Origin of the sequence: Propioniciclava soli (assembly GCF_038502305.1) — a bacterium.
In the GTDB taxonomy this organism is placed as follows: domain Bacteria; phylum Actinomycetota; class Actinomycetes; order Propionibacteriales; family Propionibacteriaceae; genus Propioniciclava; species Propioniciclava soli.
Genome location: NZ_CP115965.1, coordinates 2,208,938 through 2,231,178 on the forward strand (window position 1 = coordinate 2,208,938; position 22,241 = coordinate 2,231,178).

The following is a 22,241-nucleotide window of genomic DNA, read 5'->3' on the forward strand; positions in this document are numbered from 1 at the left end:
TCACGCCCAGTCCGCAGGTCAGTCCGGCACCGCCACCTGACCCAGCTCGGTGCGGCCCAGGGCGACGAGGAAGCCGCGACCCGCCGGGAACTGCGAACTGCGCGCCCGCATGGGGAAGTCGGTGCGGTAGACGAGCTGGCCGTCGCCGGAGTCGGGCTGCAGTGCCAGTCCGCGTCGCGACACCTTCACCGCCGCCATCAGCCCGTAGCTGCCGCCCAGCGCCGACACCTCCCCCTCGCTCACCACGAACACGTCGTTGGCCAGCGCCAGCGCCACCAGCTCCGACAGGGTCGACTCGGCGTCGGAGTTCGCCAGCTCGTCCACCGCCTCGAGCACGAGCACGAGCTTCAGCGGCGACCCTGCGCCGGACGCCTCCAGCTCGCGCAGGTCGTCCATCAACTGGGTCGCCATCTCCGCGACCTTCTCGGTCCCGACCGCCGCGTGCGTCCAGTTCTCACCCTGCGCGAGGCCGACGCGGCGCCCGGTGAGCAGCACCGTCCGCCAGGCGGGGTCGCGCCGCCGCAGGGCCCGCACCAGCGACCGGACCGCCGTCGTGCGCCCCGACCCGGGCGGACCCGAGACGATGAACGAGCCGGTCGGGTCGAACGTCCAGGTGCCCAGGTCGTCGCTGCGCACGCCCAGCACGGGACGACCGTCCACCTCGGCCGGCAACTCGCCGAACCACACCTGCTCCGGCAGCCGCCGGATCGCCGGGGCGGGCGTCACGCCTGCGCGCTCCATCGAGTTGCGGAACCCGCGGGCCGCCCCGGCCCGGGCGGCCACGTCGGGGCTGTCGCCGAGCAGCGCGACCTGGATCTCGCGGTCGGCGTAGATGCCCCGCCCCGGCGGCGAGTCGGGCGTGAGGATGTCGTGGGGGACGCCGACGAAGCCGTAGTCGTTGACGTCGGCCATGCGCAGCACGACGCGGCTCTGGATCGCCGCAGCCAGCGCGGTCGGCACCGAGTTGAGCCGATCGGCGGTCACGAGCAGGTGGACGCCCAGCGGCCGACCGTCCCCGGCCACCTGGATCAGCGTGTCGAACACCCACGCGTTGCTGGACACCTCGTAGGCGTTGCGCATCGCGCCGACGTTGTCGAGCAGCACCAGGATGCGCGGCTCCTCGGAGGCGTCCGCCAGCCGGCGGTACTCCGTGATGGTTGAGGCGTTCACCGCCGCGAACCGCGCCGCGCGGTCCTCGCACACGTCCCGCAGCCAGGTGACGAGGCGCTGCACCCGCTCCTCGTCGGAGCCGACGATGATGCTGCCCACGTGTGGCAGGTCCTCCAGCATCGCCAGGCCGCGCGAGCCGAAGTCGAGCCCGTAGACGTGGCAGGGCCCACCCCGCACGGTGTATCCCGCCGCGATGGCCAGCGTCCGCAGCAGCGTCGACTTGCCCGAGCCCGACGCCCCGAACACCGCCATGTTGCCCTCCACGTCGGGGTGGAAGGCGATCGTCGGCTGGGCCTGGGCGTCCGCGTCGTCGGCGATGCCGAACACCAGGGCGTCGTCTCGGCGCCGGCTCGGCAGGGAGCCCAGCGCGTAGTGGGGCAGCAGATCGGGCAGCCACGGCTTGCGGGGCGCCGGCAGCTCGGCGCGCTCGTGGGCAGCGGTGATGGTGTCGACGATGCGCGCGATGTCGTTGGGCCCCAGATCGTGGGTGCCCGGCTCGTCGAGGGGTTCGTCCGCGCTGAACGGCCGCTCCCACGGCACGGACCGGGAGAACCCCAGCTCACGCACCGCGATGTCGGGGGCCGCGACCACCTGGCCGGTGTGCCCACCCACGTAGCCGGTCTGGAACGTGATGAAGCGGCCCGGGCCCGTCTTCGAGATGGCCCGGCCGGGGGTGTCCTGGTCGAAGTAGGCGGCGTTGGGGATGCCGAGGACGTCGGTGGAGTCGTCGATGTCCGCCACGCGCAGCGCCACGCGCAGGTTGGTGTTGGCCAGCAGGTTGCCCTTGATGACGCCCGCGGGGCGCTGCGTCGCGAGAATCAGGTGCAACCCCAGGGAGCGCCCCCGCTGGGCCACGTTGACGACTCCGTCCACGAAGTCGGGTACCTCCTGCACCAGCGCGGCGAACTCGTCGACGATGATCACCAGGCTGGGCGGGGCCGCCGCCGGGTGGGTCTTCTCGAGGGTGACCAGATCCTTCGCCGCGTACCGGTGCAACACCTCCTCGCGGTGGCGCAGCTCCGCGGCCAGCGAGGTGAGCGCCCGGCGGACGCCGTTGGAGTTCAGGTCGGTCACCAACCCCACGGTGTGCGGCAGGTCGTTGCACTCGGCGAAGGCCGAGCCGCCCTTGTAGTCCACGAGCAGGAACGTCAGTCGCTCGGGGCTGTTGGACGCCGCCATGCCCAGGATCCACGTCTGCAGCAGCTCCGACTTGCCCGAACCGGTGGTGCCGCCCACCAGGGCGTGCGGCCCGTCGGCGCGCAGGTCGAGCTGGTGCAGGCCACCCGCGTTGACGCCGAGCGTGGCCCGCAGTTGGGCCGGCTTGCGCGGCAGGACGGCCGGTGCGTAGGGCCCCGAGAACACCGACCGGTTCTCCAGCCACCGCTCGACGACGAACGACGGCTCGTCGCCCAGCCCGGTGCCGACCAGGTTCAACCACGAGATGCTGCGCGGCAGGTCCGAGCTGTCCTCCGACAGCCCCGTGATGTCCTCCACCGGCGCCAGCCCCCGCGCGAAGGACGCCGCGGCGTCCGCCTCGAGGGTCTCCAGCCGCACCGGTGCCACCAGGTCACCGGTGCACAGGTAGCCGACGTCGCCACTCGGGGCGTCGGTGACGTCCACGAACGTCCGGCACGCCGCCGGCAGCTGCGCGACCTCTGGCGCGACCCACACCACGTGGACGCCCTCGCGCCAGCCCTTCTCGGCGAGTTCGGTCAGCCGGGCGAACTCCACGGGGGCGTCGTGCTCGACCACGAGCACGAACACCGGCGTCTTGATCGCGACCGAGCGGAGGTTCTTGTCGGTCGCCCGGCCGGCGGCGAGCTCCGTCAGGGCCGACACGAGCTGCGTGGCCCCGCCGTCGGTGGCCGCGAGGTGGGGCACGTCGACCGGGCTGCGCGGGCCGTCGGTGTGCGGCAGCCACTTCAGCCAGTCCCAGTCGGGCGCGGTGCGCGCCGACGCCACCACGCCGATCGCCAGTTCCTCCGGGGAGTGCAGCGCCGCGGCCTGGACGACGAGCGCGCGGGCCAGCGCCGCCGCGACCGGCCGGGGGCCGGCGACGCCGACGCCGCCTTCCTGGGCGGGCTGGACGATGACCGGCACGTCGTGGACCTCGCGCACCGGTTCGAGCGCCGCGCCCAGCTCGTTGAACAGCTCGCGCGGCGCCTTCTTCGCGCTCGGCATCTCGATGACGCTGCGGTGCGGCACCGTCCCTGTACCCACGCGCAGTTCGGCCCAGCCGGGTGAGTCGGTCCGGCGCGACCACAGCAGCGGGCTGCGGTCGGACGCCGCCGCGACGCATTCGCCGGCCGAGGGATTCTCCAGCCGCCGGCTCATGATCTCGCGCTGGTTCGCCTGCCCGACGTCGTGACGCAGGGTGGCGATGTCGAAGCGGAAGAGCCGCAGCGCCTCCCGGTGGTCCCGCCGCCCGGAGGCGCGCGTCTCCAGCCAGTGCGCGATCATCATCAGCGGCATCATCATGATGAAGATGACGGTGATCCACGTCTGGGTCACGGCGAAGAGCACGGCACCCATCAGCAGCGGCACGAGCACCATCGCGAGGGGGAAGTGGTCCGGACGCGGCCGCTCGGGTGGCTCGGGGGCCTCGAACTTGTCCCCCGGAAAGATCTTCACCAGGCGCGGGGAGCGGATGAACGGCACGGCGCTGCCCTCGGCCCGCCCCTCGGCTGCCTCGTTGCGCAGCAGGCGCACCACGAAGTCGGTGTCGCCGACGCTCACCCGATCACCCGTGCGCAGGTGTTCCCGGACGGCGGGGGCGTCGTTGACGGCCATGCCGTTCGCCGAGCCGAGATCGGCGACCTCGACGACGTCGCTGACGTTCAGCCGCACGTGCTGGCGTGACACCATCGGGTCCGACAACCGCACCTGGCAGCCCCGTCCGCGACCCACGACGTTGGATCCGGTGTGGAGCGGGTGGTCGCGGCCGGCGTCCGGCCCCGCCACCACCCGGAGCACCGCCGCCGGCGCGCTGCGCTCGGCGACGAACTGGTCCCCCGCCCGGGTCAGCGACACCCGTTGGCCGGAAAGCAGGCCACTGTCGACGATGGGCAGGCTCGGGTCGAGGCCACGCCCCCGGGCACCGCCCAGCGAGAGCGTCAGGTCCGCGGGTGGCACGGCACCCTCGGGGGTCGCCGGATCGGCCACGGCCAGGAACTCGGCGACATCGTGCACCGTGGCGGTGCTGTCGCAGGTGAGGGCCACGTCGACGGGGTCGGTGGTGCCGCGGTCGAGCTGCAGGCGGAGCTTCACGGACGCCTCCCGGTGGGCGGGGTCTCAGGGGCAGGAGCGGACGGGGACGTGCGAACGCGGCGGGCCCGCGCCTCCCGGGCGAGCGGGACGAGCGAGCGGGGGTTGAGCGCGGTGGCCCACCGGCGCCACCAGGGCAGCCCGGCCACGGCGGCGGCGCGGGAGGCCATCACATCCTCCCAGTAGCCCGCCGTCGCGTCGGCGTCCGGTTCGGCCGAGCCGAACACGACCCGGTCCGCACCCTGCGCCAGGGCGACGGCCTCCGGCGAGCCCACGGCGCTGGCTTGCTGCAGCCGCGTGGCCTGCGCCGGCACGGTGGCGCCGAGATCGCGCGCCCGGTCGACGTACTCCATCCAGCCGCCGACGACGCGGGTCGACTCGGCGCCCCGGGTGCGGCGGCGGTGCCGCCGCCAGGCCTTCAACCCGAGGACGGCGATCGCGAACGCCAGGATCACCGCGAGCGGTGGCCCGACGACCCGGAGCACCGCGACGACCAACCCGAGCCAGTCGTAGGGCAGGTCGGGTCGCTCCAGCAGGTCGCCCGGCGCGCCGGTGTTGAACAGCGAGTCGAACGAACCGGGCGGCTGCACCGGCGCCGGCGGCGGCACGTTGACGGCCGGGCTCTGGTCGGTGGTGCGGGGCGGTGTGGTGTTCGGCTGCTTGTCGCGGCTCGGCGTGAACGTCTCGGTGGGTACCGTCACCCAGCCGCGGCCGGCGAGGCTGACCTCCACCCACGCGCGGACGTCGCGGCCGCGGATGATCTCGTCCTCGCCCACCGCGCCGCCCAGCACGACGCGGGCGGGGTAGCCCAGGGCGTTGAGCATGAGGGCGTAGCTGGCGGCGTAGTGCTCGTCGCTGCCCACCAACTCGGTGGTGAAGGTGCCGAGCCGCCCGAGCCCGTGGCCCGGCAGGTACTGCTGCTCCCCCGCCCGGGTGCCGTTGCTCCAGAAGCCGTCGGTGCGCAGCACCCGGGCAATCTCGGTGGCCCGAGACCAGGGGTCGCCGGCGGCCGCCCCGATCCGGTCCGCCGCCGGGGCCATCGCGTCGGTGAAGGCCGGTGGGACGACGACGGGCCCCTCGGGGGCGGGCAGGCCGTCCAGATCGGTGGGCAGGGCGACCGACGTGACCGAGATCTCGTCGCCCTCCTTCAACCGGTCGGGCACGACCCCCTGGCCGGTGCCGATGTTGTAGCGCACCGAGGCCCGGTGGTCGCGCGCGTTCTCTCCGGCGAACTGGATGTCGGTGGCCGGGCCGGCGGCGGGCAGCCACACGTTGAGGTCGCTCGTGGCGGCGTACCCGGCCAGCACCGTGATGAGCACGGTGTTCGTCGGCCGGTCCGGTGCGCCCGGGATCACCGAGCCGATGCGACGGAACCCGCTGCGCGGGTCGCCCGGCGCGCCGCCCGAGGCGCTCCACACCGTGCCGGCGTAGTCGTCCAGCACCGCCATGCGCACCAGCGAGCCCGGCGCCGCACCCGCCACCCGGAGCAGCGGCTCGTCGTACAGGCGCTGCCCGTCGGAGGAATACTTGCGGAAGCCGGCGAGCGGGGAGGGGAACTTCTCGACGTCCAGCGGCGGCTGCACGTAGGTCCGCAGCACCACGCGCGGCGTCTGGTGCGGCCCGGGCAGCAGCGCCGCGACGCCGACGCCACCGGCGACCGCCACCGCCAGCAGCAGCGCCGCGCTCACCCACCGGGTGGTGCGCGCCATGCCGGTGCTGGCCAACGTGCGGCGCCGGCGCTCGCGCACGACGAGCCAGGCGAAGCCGAGCACGGTCGCGCCCACGCCCACGAGGCCGCGGTTCGCGCCCTCGAACGTGCCGACGAGAATGACCAGTGCCAGCAGGGCGACCGGCACCACCAGCGCGGCCCCGGGGGCGCTGGAACGCCGCGCCAGCAGATACCCGGCCACGCCGGCAACCAGCCCGCTCACCCACACCAGCACGACGTACGGCCCGTCGCCAGCCACGGGCGGCACCGTGGTGAGCAGGTCCTTCCAGCCGGTGACAGGCAGCGTGGTCAGGCCGGCGATCGTGGCCGGTGACGGCAGGACGCCGGCCACCAGATCCTCACGCAGCGCCACCGCCCCACCCAGCAGGTAGTTCGTGACCAGGGCCAGGCCGAACGCGACGGGCCACGGCCACCGCAGCCGGTTCGTGAGGTGGGCGAGGGCGGTGCCGAGCAGCAACGCGAGCGCGGCGACGGCGAGGTAGCGGCCCGAGCTGAACGTGGTGGCCAGCCCCAGGAAGGCGACGAGCCCCAGGGCGAGGCCGAACGCGGCGTCCACGAGGTCGTCCACGCCGGGCCGCAACAGCGTGAGCGTCTGCGACAGGGTGCGGCCGGACGTCGTGCTCGCGGCCGCACGCTCGCCGCCCGGGCGGATGACCTGCATCACTGTGTCACCCCGCCCAGCAGGACGAGCGGCAGGTCGGCCAGGTCGGCCAGGGTCACGACCGTGATGCCACCGGTGTCGCGCAGGGCCGGCTCCGCGGCGGCGTCCACCCGGACGACGACCATGCGCACCTCGGGCGCCAGGTGGGCCCGGGCGCGCTGCAGCGTCTCGAAGGGGGTGTGGGGGCCGGTGACGAGGACGACGGCGCTGACGTCGGGCGCGAGGGTGTTGAGCCGTGCGGTGGACGCCTGGAGCGTGGGCAGGCCGAAGTCGGCTCGGCTGTAGGTGTCGAGGGCGAGGTGGGGCGCCGGCGCGATGGCGGCGTGCTCGCCGCACACCACGGTGGTGTCCATCTCGTCGGCCAGCGCGCGGAGCGTCACGGACGCGCCGACCGACAGTGCGATCTCGAACTCCTCGGGGTCGGCGTAGGACGCCTCGGCGACGTCCACGACGATGGCGAGATGGGTGCGCCGCGTGTCGAGGAACTGGCGGACGAGGAAGGCGCTCGTTCCGGTCGCTCCGGAACGCTTCGCCGAGCTCCGCCAGTGGATGTAGCGGCGGTCGTCGCCCGGCACGTACTCGCGCAGGGTGTGGAAGGCGAGGTCGCTCATCGAGACGTCATTGGTGGTCTGGCCCTCGAGGTCGCGCAGCAGCCCGGCACCCAGCGAACCGAGCGCCACCGTGCGGGGGTGGACGAACAGCTCGATCCGCTCCGTCCACGCCAGCTCGCGGCGCAGAAGGCCGAAGGGGTCACCACGCTGGGTGCGGACGGGCCCGACGTCGATCACCCCGCGGCGCGAGGTGGGGATGACGACGAGGTCGTCGAACGCGCCACCGGGCCGCAGCGCCGGCAGGGTGAACCGGGCCGCGGACAGGCCGACCGGCACCTCGAGTCCGACGGGCAGCAGCGGCGTCCGGGCGACGTTCACCACGTGCAGGCGCCCGGCGGCCGACTCCCCCACCCCGAGCCGCACGGGGTCGAGCTCGAAACCGACCTCCAGCTGGGTGCGTCCGAGGGTGAACAGCACCGCCAGGCCGAGCAGGACGAGCAGGCTCGCGCCGAGGATGCGGAACTCCTGCCAGCCCAGCGCCCACCCCGCCACCAGGGCCCCGACGCCGAGGGCCAGGCAGGCCCAGCCCAGGCCCGACACGATCGTCAGGCCGCGGCGCAGCGCGGCGACCCCCGGCCGGGCGGCCTCGGCCGCGCGCGTGGCGCCCGTCGCGACGCGACGGGCCAGGGGCGCGAGCCGGGGCGGCAGGAGTGTGGCGGGCACGGGCTTCCTCAGTGGACGCGGTCGGCCGGGGCGGCGACGGCGGCGAACAGGTCGTCGATGACGCTCTCCGGGCTCACCCCGGAGAACTGCGCCTCGGCGTTCAGCAGGAGGCGGTGGCTCATGATCGGCACCGCCAGGTCGGCGATGTCGTCGGGGATGACGTAAGAGCGTCCCTGCGAGAGCGCCCACGTCTTCGCCGCGCGGACGTAGGCCAGGCAGCCGCGCACCGAGATGCCGAGTTTCACGTGGGTGTGGCGGCGGGACTCCTCCGCCAGGTGCCCGACGTAGGCGAGGATCGCCTCCTCCACGTGCACCTGGTTGGCGAACGCGGCCATCTGCGACACGGCGTTGGCGGCGATGACCGGCGCGACGTCGGCCGCCCTGTCACGGTTCGCGGCCTGGGCGAGCAGCTCCACGGTGACGTCGAGATCGGGGTAGCCGACCGAGCTCTTCATGAGGAAACGGTCCAGCTGCGCCTCGGGCAGCCGGTAGGTGCCGGCCTGCTCGATCGGGTTCTGCGTCGCGATCACCATGAACGGACGCCCCACGGCGTGGGTCTCTCCGTCGACGCTGACCCGGGACTCCTCCATCACCTCCAGCAGCGCCGACTGCGTCTTCGGCGAAGCGCGGTTGATCTCGTCGGCCAGCACGATGGTGGCGAACACCGGCCCCTGGTGGAACTCGAAGGTTTGTTCCTTCTGGTCGTACACCGTGACGCCAATGAGGTCACTCGGCAGCAGGTCGGGGGTGAACTGGATGCGGGTGTGCGTCCCGTCCACGGTCGCGGCGAGCGACTTGGCGAGCACCGTCTTGCCCGTGCCCGGGTTGTCCTCGAGCAACAGGTGCCCCTCGGACAGCAGACACGTCACGGCGAGCCGGATGACCCGTTCCTTGCCGCGGATCGCCACGCCCACGTTGCCGACCAGCTGGTCGAACGTCTGCGCGAACCACGTCGCCTGCTCGGCGGTGATGCTCATGAGTCCTCACTCCGTCTCCTCGATCAAGATTTACCACTTGACGCTGCCGATGACGCCGCCGCAGTTTGCGTAGACGTAGGTGTCGTAACCCGTGTACGGCGCGGGGGTACCGTCGTAGTTCCCCGTGAAGGTGTATCGCCAGCCAGTTCCCCCGCTGGCCAGATAGATGTGGCACTGATAGCTCTGGCCCTCGAACCCCGTCGTGGTGATGCCGATCCTCCGGCAGCCGCCTCCTAGGTAGTACCCGTTCGGGCACCCGTCAGGGAAGCCGACGTCAGGGCCCTGCCACACCCGGACCGTCTTGGGCGGGGGCGGAGGCGACCCGGTCGTGACCCGCTGCGTGACGGTGCGCGACTCGCGTCCGCCGGCGGGGTCGGACAGCGTCGCGGTCACCGTCACGGTGCGGTCGTACCCGACCTCGCGGGAGCCGACGCCGGCCCGCAGCGACCCGGCGCCCTGATCGCGCGCCGAGCCCCCCGCGTCGTCGGAGACGGTGAGCACGGCGGTGCGTCCGTTCCCGCTGCCGGTGGCCGACCAGGTGACGGTGTTGCCGCTGGCGCTGGCCTGCAGCGTGGGGGCACCGAGGGGGCCGTACGGCGTCGCCGAGACCGGGGCCGACTGGCTGCAGGCGTTGTTCTCGTTGCAGACCTTCAGGTACATCGAGTAGCCGGTGCCGTTGGTCAGCCCGCCGACGGTGATGCCGTTGAAGGAGGTCGACGAGGTCGCGCTCCCCGAGGCCATCGTGCGTGGACCGCCCGCGCCGTGGAGCGTCACGGTCGAGGTGGAGCCCCGCGGGGGGGGCACGGTGTAGGAGACGCGCAGGGTGCCATCGGCGCCCGTGGGCGTCGCCGTCCACCCCGCCCAGGCGGCCGGCTTGCCGGTGGCCCGGAACTGGGTGCTGACCGGCGCGGACGTGTGCGCCGCCCCCCCGGTGGCGTTCGTCGCGGTGACCGCATAGGTGTAGACCGAGCCATCGTAGGCCACCTGGTCTCCCAGCGAGGTGCCGGTGACGCCCGTCCACGTCCGCGCCCCGGCGCTGCCGCCCGAGCGCGTCACCGTGTACGTCACCGGACGCGGGCCCTGCGGGTCGGCCCCCGGCCACGACACCGTCACCTGCGCGCTCGACCCGAGGTCGCTCGAGCCCACACTCACCCCGGACATCACGGGACGCCCCGAGCTCTGTCCCGTCGTCGAGGTGGGCTCCTGGCTCGTCCCCGCGTTGTTCTGCGCCACGATCGTGAAGGTGTAGACGGCGTTGTTGTTCAGCCCGCTCACGACGGTGCTGGTCGACCCGCCGGGCACCGGCTGGCTCTGCCCGCCGTAGGTGATGACGTACCGCGTCACCGGGGAGCCGCGGTTGAGCGCCGGCTGCCAGGCGAGCGTCACCGAGCCGTCGGTGGGGTTGGACGCGGTGAAGCTCGGCACGCGCCCCGGCGCCTCGTCCGGAGTCACCGACGGCCCCGGGTCGCTCGGCTCCGACCAGCCGGCCCGATTCCGGGCCCGTACCTGGAAGCTGACGGGAACCCCGTTGGCCAGCCCGGTGATGTCGCAGCGCGTGGCGCGGCCGCAGTTCACCGTCTTGCCCCCGCCGGTCACCTCGTACTCCAGGATCGGCGCCCCGTTGTCGGCGGGCGGGCTGAACGTCACCGAGGCGGCCTCGCTGCGCAGTTGCATCGAGGGTTGCGGCGGAGCCATCTTGTCCGGCACGCCGAACACGGTGACGCGCAGGGTCGCCTCCACGTGGCGGTCGGTCCGGCCACGGTCGGCGAGGTCGCTCGCCACCACCCGGAACACCATGACGCCGTGCGAGCTCTCCCGCGGTGTGACGGTGAAGCGACTGCCCTGGAACGACGTGTCGGCCTCCATGCCGCCCACCCGCTCGAACGAGACGATCGTCGGCTCGGGCTCGGCCAGCGGCGAGGAGAGCTGAATGGTCTGGCTCACGGCCGTGCCGGCCTGCACGTCGGTGATGTCGGAGACCACCAGCCGCGGGCGCGGGGCGGCCACCACCTCGATGCCCATCTCCTTGGCGGTGTCGGGGAAGCCGTCGACCGCCACCCGCAGCACCCCCAGGTCCCCCGGACGCGCGTTCGAGCCGGCCACCACGGTGACGACCTGGCCCTGCGCCGTCGCGGTGACGTCGCGGACGCCCTCGGCCCAGTCCGCGGTGAACGCCAGGCCGGCCGCCTGGGCCGGGTCCGGCGTCCACACGCTGCAGATCGCCGCGATACGCAGGTCGACCGCCGGGCCACCCTGCACGAGCCGCTGCTGGAACGGCGGGCAGCGGAGCACCGGCGTGGCGGAGCCGACCTGGACGGGAATCGAGATCACCGCCGTCTGCGTGAGCGGGTCGTCGGGGCCGCCGTCGCGCACCTCGAAGGTGACCGCCGCGGGGCCGGAGTAGTCCTCCACCGTGGTGAGCGTCAGCCGCGTGTCGCTGTCGGGCGTCACCGTGACCTGCCCCGGTGAGGACGCGAGCGACTCGGCCACCGTGATCGTCACCGGGGTGCCGCGCGGGGCGCGGACGTAGTCGTTCACGTCGAAGGAGAAGGTGCTGTTGGGCGCCACCTCGATCTGGCTGCCGTCGACCAGGTGCGGGACGCCGCTGCCGCCGGCCGGCACGAACAGCACCGACGCCGACGACGCGCCCGTCGCGTCCGTGACCACGTAGGTCACCGCCTGGGGCCGTTCCCGCAACGGGATCGTCACCGTGCCCCCGTCCACCGTCGCCTCGGGGTTGCTCACCGCGCTGATGCGCATCGCCGACTTGGGCCCGTCGGGGTCCCACGTGCGGCGCAGGGCGTCCACGGTGGCGTTGACGCCGTCGGCCTCCGCGACCTCGTCGTAGGTGCGCGGCGGGTTGAGGTAGCCGTCCTGCGCGCGCACTGTCACCTGCGCCGCGGGCCCCACCCCGCCCGAGTTGCGCAGCGCGTAGGCGAACTGGGTGGGGGCGTCCGCACCGCGGGGCGTCCGGGCCAGGATCGGCCCGGCCGGCCCACCCAGGGACACGCCCTCGGGCACCTCGTTGCCCATGTCCTCGAACGGGACGACCGTCGGCGGATCGACCTCATCGAACATGTCATTGCTGAGCGCGTGCAACTGCACCTCGGTGTCGGGCGCGGCGATCACGGTGTCAGCCACGGCCACGGGCGCCTGGACGGCCCCCGGTTCGGTGATCGCGACGCGCACGAGGCCCGTCTCGGTGGCCCCGTGGGCGTCGGTCACGCGGTAGCGGAACACGTCGGTGCCCCCGTTGCCCTCACCCGGATAGGCCTGGTAGGTGAGCGCGTTGGGGCTGAACCCGAGCACGCGGCCCTTCGTGGGCGCGCTCGCCAGGCCGAGCACCGTCACCGTGTCGCCGTCGGCATCCTGCCGCCACGGTTCGATCGGGATCTCGATGGTCTGCCCCGCGCTGACGCGGGCCTCGAGGTTCTGCGGCTGCGGCGCGGTGTTGGGGTTCTCCTCCGACGGGGCCGGGGTGACGGTGACGTTCAGCACCCCCGTCTCCGGGGTGCCGGCGGGCGCCTGGGCCTGGTACTCGACGCGCACCTGCCGCTCGGCCGCGAGCTCGGCCGGCGCCACGTAGCGCACCTGGTCGTTGACGACGTAGGCGTGGCCGACGTCGCCCTGCTCCTGGCCCTGGGGCACGTTGGGGTCGATGACGCGCAGTTCGCCGCCCGGCAGGTCGGGCGCGTTGCGATCCAGCTCCAGCGGCTCCCCCGACGTCGAGGAGTCGTTCTCGAGCACCGGCACGAGCACCGAATCCCCCACCCGGACCGTCGTGAAGTCGTCGTTGACCACCGCGGCGTCCTGCGGCGGGCGGGGCAGTTGGGTGACGACCACGCTGCCGGTCACCGGCTCCGAGAGGCCGTTCGTCATCGTGTACGTCACCACCTGGGTGGCGGGTGACAGCGTCTCGACGCGCGGCATGATCCGCAGCCATCGGCCCTTCAGGACGGCCGCCTGCAGCTGCCCGCCGTCGGCCCCCGTGTCCTCAGGCACCGCGGCCAGCACCGTGAGCACCGAGCCGGTCGGGTCGGTGTCGTTGGCCAGCACGTCCACCATGACGCCCGCCTGGCCGCGCACCGTCACGTGGTCGGGGGCGGCGGTCGGCCGGCTCGGGCCGGGCTCGGCCATGTCGACGCGGATCTGGCCCTGCGCGAACTGGGCCGAGCCGAACTTCGCCGTGTAGTCGAGGAAGTAGGTGCGGGCCGCGGCGGCGGTCACCGTCACCTCGCCGGAACGCAGGTCGGTGTCGACGGTCAGGCCGTCGGCACCCTGCACCGGCGCGGCCAGCTCAAGGACGGCCCGCGGGTTCAGCGGGTCGGCTCCGGGCAGGTCGTTGCCGAGCGGCGAGATGACCAGCGGCTTGCCCACCTCGCCGCGGACGGCATCCGGCTGGGGGACGGGGGCGTCGCCCTCCGTCGCGCGATGGCCGAGCACCTTGACCTGCGCGACGCTCGGCACCAGCTCACCGCGTCCGTCGGACAGGTTGACCGCGAGCGGCACGAGGGTGGTGTCATCGGCGCGGTCGGCCGTGAACGTCACGCGGCCGTCGGTCGTGATGCCCGCCACACCGAGCGAGGGCGCCTCGACGCTGTGCACCGCCACGGGGTCGCCGTCGGGGTCGCGCCAGTCGGCCGTCACCGGCATGACGAGGGTGCCCCACGAGGCAACCGGATGGGTGCGCTCGGGCGCGCCGGGCCGCAGGTGGGGCTCACCGTTCTCGGCCTCGGAGCGCACGTCGACGGTCACGGTGGCGCTCGCCGACGTGCTGCCGTTGTCGATGCTGTACTGGAAGCTCGTGGCCGTGGCGTCGGACGGCAGGGTCACCAGCACCGTCTGGCCGTCGGGTGCCACCTGCGCGGACGCCCCCGACGACGGCTGGGTCACGCCCGTCACCGTCAGGATGCGGCCCAGCGCATCGGTGTCGTTGTCGAGCACGTGCGCGACGGTGGTGCGGCCGGGGCGGGCGCCGATCGTGTCCGGGTTGGCCGTGGGCGGCTCGTCCTCGTTGGGGCGCGCCTCCTGCTCCGGATCCCCGTCGTCGGTAGCGGGCAGCGGTTGGGCGTCGGTCCAGTTCTGGACGAAGCGCTGCTCCTCGAAGCTGTAGACCTTGCCGTCGGAGGTGTCGTTCAGCAGGATCAGCCCGTGGTTGGTGCGGAAGACCGGTGCCACGAGGGGTACCCCCTCCAGCCCGCCCTGCGCGACACCGGGCTCGCCGTCGCAGGAGCGGACGACGACGCCCGGCTCCCCCGCCCACGCGGCGAACGTGCAGCCGCCGAGCACCACGGGCACCGCCGGTGCGTTGCCGTTGCCGTCGGCCAGCGGGGCCAGCCCCGAGCGGTCGGCGGCGAACAGCCCGGACGCCGTCGCCACCGCCACCGTGTCGGCGGCCTCCGAGGCCCGCTGCAGCCGGGAGCGGGGGTCGGCGTCCACCGCGACGACGGCGCCATCGGGCAACGTCAGGGCGCCGGCCTCGGCGTCCAGCACCGCGACACCCTCGCCGACGGCCGCCACCTGCACCGCTGCGCGCGGCGCACCCTCGGCGTACTGGGGCTCGGCGAACGCGAGCCCGTCGGGCCGGAGGGTCACCGACCGGCCGTTGCTCGACACGGCGTGCACGACGCCGTCGACGCCGATGCTCAGCCCACCCTCCTGGCCCTGCACCGCCCCGGGGGCGGCCCCCCCCAGCTCGGCGACGACCTTCTGGTTTGCGTCCACGGCACCGAGGTCGACGGTGGTGTCGTCCTCACCGAAGCGCCCCGCCCACACGTTGCCGGTCACCGGGTCGAGCACCGCCACCGACCCGGCGCGCAGGTCCAGCAGCGAGGTCGGCGCCAGCGTGATGCCCCGCTCGATCTGGTGGGCGACCCCCGCGGCGTCCACGGGCGTCACCCGCCCCGAGAGCAGGTCGCGGGCCACCACGCGCGACTCGTCCTGCACCACGTCCAGGGCGAACGAACCCGCCCCCTGCGTGCCGCCCGCCGGCCCCAGCAGCCCATCGAGGGACTCCACTGACTTGTTGAGCCGGCCGTAGAGCGCCTCGGCGTTGTTGGTCACCCAGATGCCGGAGTCGTTGAGGTTGAGTTTGCGGACGGGGTAGCCCGGGGAGAGCAGCGCGAACGTCGCCAGCACCACCAGCACGGTGACGAAGGCGGCGGCGGGCAACCAGCGCGTTGGGGATTTCACGGTTCAGGTCCTCGGTCGGGCTCGGTCACTGTAACCCAGGCAGCAGGTCGAGGTCGTCGGCCGTCACGATCCGGGCCGCCATCGCGTATTCGACGAGCCGCGCCTTGCGCGAGGAGGCAAGCTTCGTCGGGCCGCCGTGGAGTCCGCGGACGCCGAGATCGGCCAGCTTGCTGCACACGTTGTCGAGCTTGCGGTTGAATTTCGTCACCGGCCACCCCAGCCGGGCCGCGGCGGCCGCCGACTGGGGCACCGCCCCCGCCCCGCGGTCGCCCCGGCGCAGCACGTCCTCGCACAGGGCGACGATCAGCAGCTTCTGGTCGGGCGTCAGGCTGACGCGTCCGATGGTCGTCGAGCCGTCGTCGGCCGGCTCGGGCTCGGGCCCGGTCGGCGTCAGCACGGCCTCGTCCAGGTGCAGCTCGAACTCATACGTCGTCGAGCCCGCCGTGAACCACACCACCGTGTCGCGGAACACGATCGGCATGGACGCCCCCGGCGCCAGCCAGGCCTGCACCCGGCCCTCGTCGTGGCTCACCGTCGCCGTCAACTGGGAGCCCACGTTGGTGAGCCACCACAGCTGGTGGCTGTGCACGAGCGACAGGAACAGGCGGTGCAGGAACGGGTTGTCGTCGTCGATGACGACGTCGGCCTCACGGCCGATCGTGAACGGCACCTCGGGGTCGGGGGTGTAGAGCTCGCCGCAGAAGTCGAGGGTGATCGTGGTCATGCGCAGGTCTCCTCGGGCCAGTCGCGGGTGAAGTGGCTGCCGTCGACGCGCAGCACCTTGACGGCGATGCAGGTCTCGGTGGGGGCGTCCAGGGTGATCTCGGGCACCTCGACGTCGCGGGGGGCGTCCTCGCCGCGCACCTGCACCAGAAAGGTGTCGCTGTCGAGGGGGTTGTCGTAGGTCCAGGCGAAGTGGACGCTCTGGTCGGCCCGCTGCCCGCTGACCACCGGCATCCCCGGCCGGGCCACCTGCCCCAGATCGGGACGCGGCGCGCTCGGGGTCGCCGTCGGCTCGCCCACCGCCTCGAGGCGGTTGCCCCCCACCGCCCAGAAGGCCACGACGGCCACCACCATCAGAGCCATCGCCCCCAGCGCCGCCAGCCCCCACCGGAATCCTGCGGCGCGGCGGCCCGCGCCGTCGTCCGCCGGGTCGGGCAGGGCGGCGTGGTCGTGGCTGGCCGGGCGGCGGTACGCCGTGTCCGGGTCGGGCTCGGGCGCGCGTTGGGCCGACCGGACGACGCCGCCACGCAGCAGCGTCGCGGGGTCGTCGTCCGGCGCGGTTCCCCCGCCAAGGGTTTCAGCGCGCTGGGTGGCAACGCGTTGCGCTGCGCCCTGCTGGGTGGCAACGCGCTGGGATTCGACACGCTGGGGTTCGACGCGCTGGGGTTCGACACGCTGGGGCTGGCGCAGGCGGGTGGCGTCGTCGCCGGGCCGCGGCGGCCGTTCCGGCGAGGTGACGCGCGTCGTGCCGTCGTCGGGTGCGGGCACGGCGGCGGCGTCCTCGGCCAGGACGATCTCGGTGCGGGCCAGGCGCAGCTCCTGCTCGATGGCCTGCAGCGAGCGCGCCAACGCCAACGCGGATGCCGGCCGCACGTGGGCGTCCTTGGCCAACGCGGTGCGCAGCAGCCGTTCCAGCGAGGTGGGGACGTCGGAGCGTCCGGTGGAGGGGGCGGGCACGTCGCGGATCCGCTTCATCAGCGCGTAGGTGGAGTTGTCCCCGCCCGGCACCTCGAACGGGGAGCGCCCCACCAACAGGTGCCACAGCGTCGCCGCCAGCGAATAGACGTCGGAGCGCACGGTGGCGGGCCCGGTCACGTAGAGCGTCTCGACGGGCGACCACGGCACGGACACCCCTGCGTCGTCGTCGTCCACCTCGCTCACCTGCGCGGCAATGCCGAAGTCGGTGAGGCCGGGCGTGCCGTACTGGCTGGTCAGGATGTTGGCGGGCTTGATGTCACGGTGGAGGAGCCCGGAGCGGTGGGCGGTCTCCACCGCGGAGCTGATCTGGATGCCGATGCGCAGCACCTCGGCGACGGAGAACCGCTCCTTGCGGGCCCGCTCGGCCAGGCTCGCCTGCGGGTAGAACATCATGACGAGGTAGGGGTGCCCGTCGCCGGTCGTGCCGGCCGCGTACACCGGCACGATGTGGGGGTGCTCGAGCTGGGCCATGGCGTTCGCCTCGGCGGCGAAGCGGGCGGCGCGTCCCGCCGACAGCCCGGCCTCGCGCAGCACCTTGACCGCCACCTTGCGGGCCGGCATCGCCTGGGAATAGAGGTAGACGTCGGCATAGCCGCCCGAACCGAGTTTGTCGAGGAACGCGAGGCCGGGGATCTCGGGGGGCGGCAGGGTGGCGCTCACGGTTCCACCTCGAAGGTGAGGTCGAACACGCCCGCCAGGATCACCCGCGTCCCCGGCTCGATGGCCATCGCGTCGTGCGCCCGCAGCGTGACGGGCTCGGCACCGGGTAGCACGACCTCGGTGCCGTTCGTGCTGCCCAGGTCCGTGACCAGGACGTGCCAGTAGTCGAGCCGGATCGCGACGTGCTGGCCGGAGATGTCCCGCTCCGGGTCGGGGATCTTGACCAGGTTGGGCTGCTCGTCGCTCCACCCCTGCGGCAGACGCGGGTGCCGGCCGAGAATCGCGCCGCGGTCGAGTCGAACGGTGTCGCCGTTCGCCAGGCGCAGGACGCCGAGCGGCGGGCGGGGCACCTCGAACGGCTCCTGCGCCGCGAGCGCCTGCCCGCAGACGCGGCAGTTGCCGGCGTGAGCCGGGCTGAGGTGGCCTCGCGGACACCGCGCCGCGACGACGAGCGGGCCGGTCGCAGCGTGGTCCGGCAACTGGTCGCGGTCGACGGTGAGTTCCGGCGACGCCGCCGCCTCCGGTTCGACCGGCCCCGACCCCGAGGGTGGGGCGCCGACCGGCGCGGCGGGTGGGGCACCGACCGCCCGGTCGGGCGGCGCGGCGACCGGGGCGGCACCCATCTCCCACGGCAGGCCGGCGATGAAATCGGGCCGGCTCGGCACTCCCGAGGAACGGTTCGCGCTCTGCGGTGGGTCGGCGTCGGGGTCGTCCCCGACCGGAGTGGGAGTCGCGGGGGGGGGAGTCCCAGGGGCGGGAGTCGCGGGAGGGGGGAGCGGTGCCTGGTTCTCCGGCAGGTTGCCGGTGTGCGGGCTCGCCATGGTCTGCCCGGCGTGCTCGCCCCTGGCGGGCACACCCTTTACCGCACCGACGGACGCCGCCTCCCCCGGTTCGGTCCCGGGCACCTGGGTGGCGCCGAAGAGGTGGTCGAAGTCCGGAACCGGGCCGGAGGCGTCCTCGACCCCGGCCTCGTCCTGGCCTTCCGAGGCGTCCTCGACCTCCGACCCGTCCTCAACCTCCGGCCCGTCCTCAACCTCCGGCCCGTCCTCGCCGCCCGACGCCTCCTCGGCCCCCGATCCGTCCTCGACCCCTGATCCGTGCGGGGACTCGAGTCCGTCCTGGAGCTCGCTCGGGGAATCGGGGGCATCGGGCGCGTCCGCCGGTTCGACCGGCGGGGGCGCGGCGGGTAGGGAGGCGGCGGTGGCGACGGTGACGGACGCCGCCAGGACGACCCCACCGATCAACGGCAGGGTGGGGCCGTCGTGGTCCGCCACGGTGACGGTCGCGGAGTCGGCGCCGTCGAGAAAGCGGTTCTCCCACAACCCCACGGGGGTCACGACCCCCGCACCGGGGACGTCACCGCGGGCGCGGCCGCGCACGACGACGCGCACCCCGGCCGGCGTGGCCTCGGCGACGGCGAAGGTCGCGACGGTCCGCAGCCCGAGGCTGACGAGCACGTCGAGCACATCGTCGACGGTCGCCTCGGGGCGGGCGAGCGCGGCATGCACGGCTGGCACCAGCTCGTGGCCCGGGGCCAGCCCCAGCAGCGCCACGATGCGGCCGGCGCACACCGCCGTCGCGGTGCCCGGGACGTAGGTGAAGGACGCCATCAGCGCTCCTCCCCGTCCGACGCGCTGGTGGCCGGTCCGCGATCCCGCGGCTGGGTGTCGTCGTCGGCGGTGTCCCATTCCCCCTCGACGTTGACGACGATGGCGGTCACGTTGTCGCGTCCGCCATGCCGGACGGCCGCGTCGACGAGGGCGCGGGCCGCAGGCTCGGCGTCGGGGTGGGTGGCGAGGACGTCGGCGATCACCAGGTCGTCCAGCTCGGAGTTGAGCCCGTCGGAGCACACCAGGAAGCGTTCCCCGGGCGTCTGGGGCAGCAGCCACAGGTCGACCTGGGGCTCACCGGGCATGCCGAGGCTGCGCGTGATGACGTTGCGCGCCCGGTGGGTGCGGGCCTCCTCGGGCGTGATGACGCCCTCGAGCACGAGCTCTTCGGTCTCGGAGTGGTCGATGGTCGCGCGGGCGAGCTGCCCGGCGGCGGCGCGGTACACGCGGCTGTCGCCCACGTTGAAGATCGCCCAGTGCGGCTCGCCCGCCACCGTGACGACGGCGACGCCGGTCACGGTCGTGCCCAACCCGCGGGCGTCGTCGTGGCGGCGTCCGTGGGCCACGACCGCCCCGTTGGCGCGGGTGATTCCGGCCACGAGATCGGCCGGGCGCAGGTCGCCCTGCGCGTCCAGGGTGCGGAGCTCCTCGATGACCAAGCGGCTGGCGACATCGCCCGCGGCATGGCCCCCCATGCCGTCGGCGACGACCCACAACCGCTGCCCGGCGAACGCATTGTCCTCGTTCAGGCGTCGCACGCGCCCCACGTCGGTCGCGTGCGCACTCCGGATCGTGAGCATCGATCGTCCCTCTCCACCGCCCGGCGGCCCTGCCCTGGCCCGTCTTCGCCCCGAGGCTATCAACAGCCACCGACGAATTCGGCCTCCGCGCATGGGGAGGACTCCCCATGGGGCATTTGGACCCGAGGAAATGGCGCCATGGCGCCATTTCCTCGGGTCCAAATGCACCAACAGCGCTGCCGCCCCCAACAACTGCTGCCCGCGGCGTCGGGGATCCGCTAGCGGCGTCGGGCGAACCAGCGGCCCAGGAACTCCGTGCGGTAGGCGTCGAACTCGCCTCGGCCCAGCGCGTCCCGGATCGCGTCGACCAGGCGCACCGTGAACCGTTCGTTGTGGATCGTCGCCAGCGTCGAGGCGAGCATCTCCTTGGCCTTGAACAGGTGGTGCAGGTACGCCCGGGTGTAGTGGGCGCACGTGTAGCAGTCGCACCCCTCCTCGATCGGGCCGAACGCCCGCCTGCTCGCCGCCGTCAGGAGGTTGTACCGGCCGTCCGCGGTGTAGACCGCCGAGTTGCGCGCCACGCGGCTCGGGTTGACGCAGTCGAACGTGTCGGCCCCGTTTTCGATCGCGGTGAAGAAATCCTCCGGCTCGGAGATGCCCAGCAGGTGCCGGGGACGCTCGGGCCCCAGCTCGTCGGCGCACCAGCCGACGATCGTGCCCAGGTTCTCCTTCTCCAACGCGCCACCGATGCCGAAACCGTCGAACCCGCGCCCGTCCACCTCCAACTCGGCGAGACCGCGGGAGGCCCGGCGCCGCAGGTCTTCGTACTGCGCTCCCTGCACCACGCCGAACAGCGCCTGGTACGGCCGGTCGGCGCGGGCGTCGGTCAGCTCCCCGTGGGCCCGCAGGCAGCGCTCGGCCCAGCGGTGCGTCCGCTCCACCGAGCTCTCCTGATAGGCGCGGGTGTTCTTCAAGGTGGTGAGTTCGTCGAAGGCGAAGATGATGTCGGCCCCCAGCTCGTGCTGGACGCGCATGCTCACCTCGGGCGTGAAGCGGTGCCGGTCGCCGTTGAGGTGGGAGGTGAACGTCACCCCGTCCTCGTCAACCCGCGCCAGGCGCTCCTTGCCTGCGGCGATCACGTCGTCGTCGGCCACGCCGGCGGCGTCCATCGCGAGCACCTTGCGGAACCCCACGCCGAGGCTCATCACCTGGAAGCCACCCGAGTCGGTGAACGTCGGGCCGGGCCAGTTCATGAAGGCCCCCAGGCCGCCGGCGGCGTCCACGATGTCGGCGCCCGGCTGCAGGTAGAGGTGGTAGGCGTTCGCCAACACGGCCTGGGCCCCCAGCTCGGCGACCGACTCCGGCAGGACGGCCTTCACCGTCGCCTTGGTGCCCACCACGACGAAGGCCGGGGTGCGGATCGTGCCGTGGGGGGTGGTGATGACGCCGGTGCGGCCGCGCCCGTTGGGCAGCTCCGCTCCGCGGGTGAAGCCGAAGGCTGCGCTCACTTCGCCTTGCCCACGCGGCGCTGCAACGCCTGCAGCTGCGCGACGGCCACGACGCCGGCGCTGGAGGTGCGCAGCACGGCGTCGCTGATCAGCACCTGCCGCCCGCCCGCGGCCTCGAAGGTGGCGATCTCCGCGTCGGTCAGCCCACCCTCGGGCCCGACGATCACGAGCACGTCACCCTCCTCGGGCACCGCGACGCGCGGAAGCGGCGCGCTGGCACCCTCGTGCAGGATCAGCGTGAGGGCCACCTCGCGTGCCAGCTCGGCCAGCTCGCGGGTGGTCATGGGGGCGGCGATGATCGGGACGCGGAGGCGCCGGCTCTGCTTGGTGGCCTCGCGCGCCGTCGAACGCCACCGGCCGGCCTGGCGCTCCTCGCGGTCGGGCGACCACTTCACGACGGAGCGGGACGCCTGCCACGGGATGATGCGGTCGACGCCCACCTCGGTGAGCATCTCGACGGCCAGCTCGGCGCGGTCGCCCTTGGCCAGGGCCTGGGCGACGATGTAGCGCACCGTCGGTGCCTGGGCGGTGAGCACCTCGGCGACCTCCAGGGTGACGGACGCCTTGTCGGTCGCGGTCACGGGGCCGCGAATCGCGGTGCCCGCCCCGTCGGAGACGACGATCGTCTCCCCCACGCGGATGCGACGGACGGCCGCCGCGTGACGCCCCTCGTCGCCACCCAGGGTGAACGTGTCACCGACCCGGCAACGGGTGAGATCGGCGAGGAACAGCGCCTCGGTCATCGTCTCGGGTTC

11 protein-coding genes are annotated in these 22,241 nt (G+C 73.5%); all 11 read right to left on the bottom strand.

The window, feature by feature from the left end:
• Positions 1-18: 18 nt before the first annotated feature.
• The 11 genes from PCC79_RS09920 to PCC79_RS09970 all read right to left on the bottom strand — a co-directional run bounded on the left by PCC79_RS09920 (position 19) and on the right by PCC79_RS09970 (position 22,229).
• Entirely contained in the window at positions 19-4,437 is a 4,419-nt protein-coding gene (locus tag PCC79_RS09920) for an FtsK/SpoIIIE domain-containing protein (protein ID WP_342371726.1), read from the bottom strand.
• The gene (locus PCC79_RS09925; protein ID WP_342371727.1) at positions 4,434-6,824 is read right to left on the bottom strand and encodes a transglutaminase-like domain-containing protein; all 2,391 of its coding nucleotides are present in this window, start codon (positions 6,822-6,824) and stop codon (positions 4,434-4,436) included. Before PCC79_RS09925 ends, PCC79_RS09920 begins: the two co-directional genes overlap by 4 nt.
• Complete coding sequence (locus PCC79_RS09930) at positions 6,824-8,098, bottom strand: DUF58 domain-containing protein (RefSeq protein WP_232547676.1); 1,275 nt, start codon at positions 8,096-8,098, stop codon at positions 6,824-6,826. The genes PCC79_RS09925 and PCC79_RS09930 overlap by 1 nt, the downstream gene beginning before the upstream one ends.
• 8 nt (positions 8,099-8,106) lie before the next feature.
• Positions 8,107-9,075, bottom strand: coding sequence for an AAA family ATPase (locus tag PCC79_RS09935; RefSeq protein ID WP_232547675.1), 969 nt, complete (start codon positions 9,073-9,075; stop codon positions 8,107-8,109).
• A 30-nt stretch (positions 9,076-9,105) separates the two neighbouring features.
• The gene (locus tag PCC79_RS09940) at positions 9,106-15,267 is read right to left on the bottom strand and encodes an Ig-like domain-containing protein (RefSeq protein WP_342371728.1); all 6,162 of its coding nucleotides are present in this window, start codon (positions 15,265-15,267) and stop codon (positions 9,106-9,108) included.
• 25 nt (positions 15,268-15,292) lie between these two features.
• Positions 15,293-15,991, bottom strand: coding sequence for a hypothetical protein (locus PCC79_RS09945; protein ID WP_232547673.1), 699 nt, complete (start codon positions 15,989-15,991; stop codon positions 15,293-15,295).
• On the bottom strand, positions 15,988-17,628 hold the full coding sequence (locus tag PCC79_RS09950; protein ID WP_342371729.1) for a serine/threonine-protein kinase: 1,641 nt from the start codon (positions 17,626-17,628) through the stop codon (positions 15,988-15,990). The genes PCC79_RS09945 and PCC79_RS09950 overlap by 4 nt, the downstream gene beginning before the upstream one ends.
• Positions 17,625-19,238: an FHA domain-containing protein gene (locus PCC79_RS09955; RefSeq protein ID WP_342371730.1), complete on the bottom strand. Its 1,614-nt coding sequence runs from the start codon at positions 19,236-19,238 to the stop codon at positions 17,625-17,627. The genes PCC79_RS09950 and PCC79_RS09955 overlap by 4 nt, the downstream gene beginning before the upstream one ends.
• Positions 19,238-20,038 (bottom strand): PP2C family protein-serine/threonine phosphatase, encoded by an 801-nt coding sequence (locus PCC79_RS09960; RefSeq protein WP_232547670.1) that lies wholly within the window; start codon positions 20,036-20,038, stop codon positions 19,238-19,240. The genes PCC79_RS09955 and PCC79_RS09960 overlap by 1 nt, the downstream gene beginning before the upstream one ends.
• Positions 20,039-20,256: 218 nt before the next feature.
• Positions 20,257-21,486 carry a tRNA guanosine(34) transglycosylase Tgt gene (gene tgt / locus PCC79_RS09965; RefSeq protein ID WP_232547669.1) on the bottom strand — a complete coding sequence of 410 codons (1,230 nt, stop codon included), beginning with the start codon at positions 21,484-21,486 and terminating at the stop codon, positions 20,257-20,259.
• Positions 21,483-22,229 carry a 16S rRNA (uracil(1498)-N(3))-methyltransferase gene (locus PCC79_RS09970; RefSeq protein ID WP_232547668.1) on the bottom strand — a complete coding sequence of 249 codons (747 nt, stop codon included), beginning with the start codon at positions 22,227-22,229 and terminating at the stop codon, positions 21,483-21,485. The genes tgt and PCC79_RS09970 overlap by 4 nt, the downstream gene beginning before the upstream one ends.
• Between the last annotated feature and the right edge of the window lie 12 nt (positions 22,230-22,241).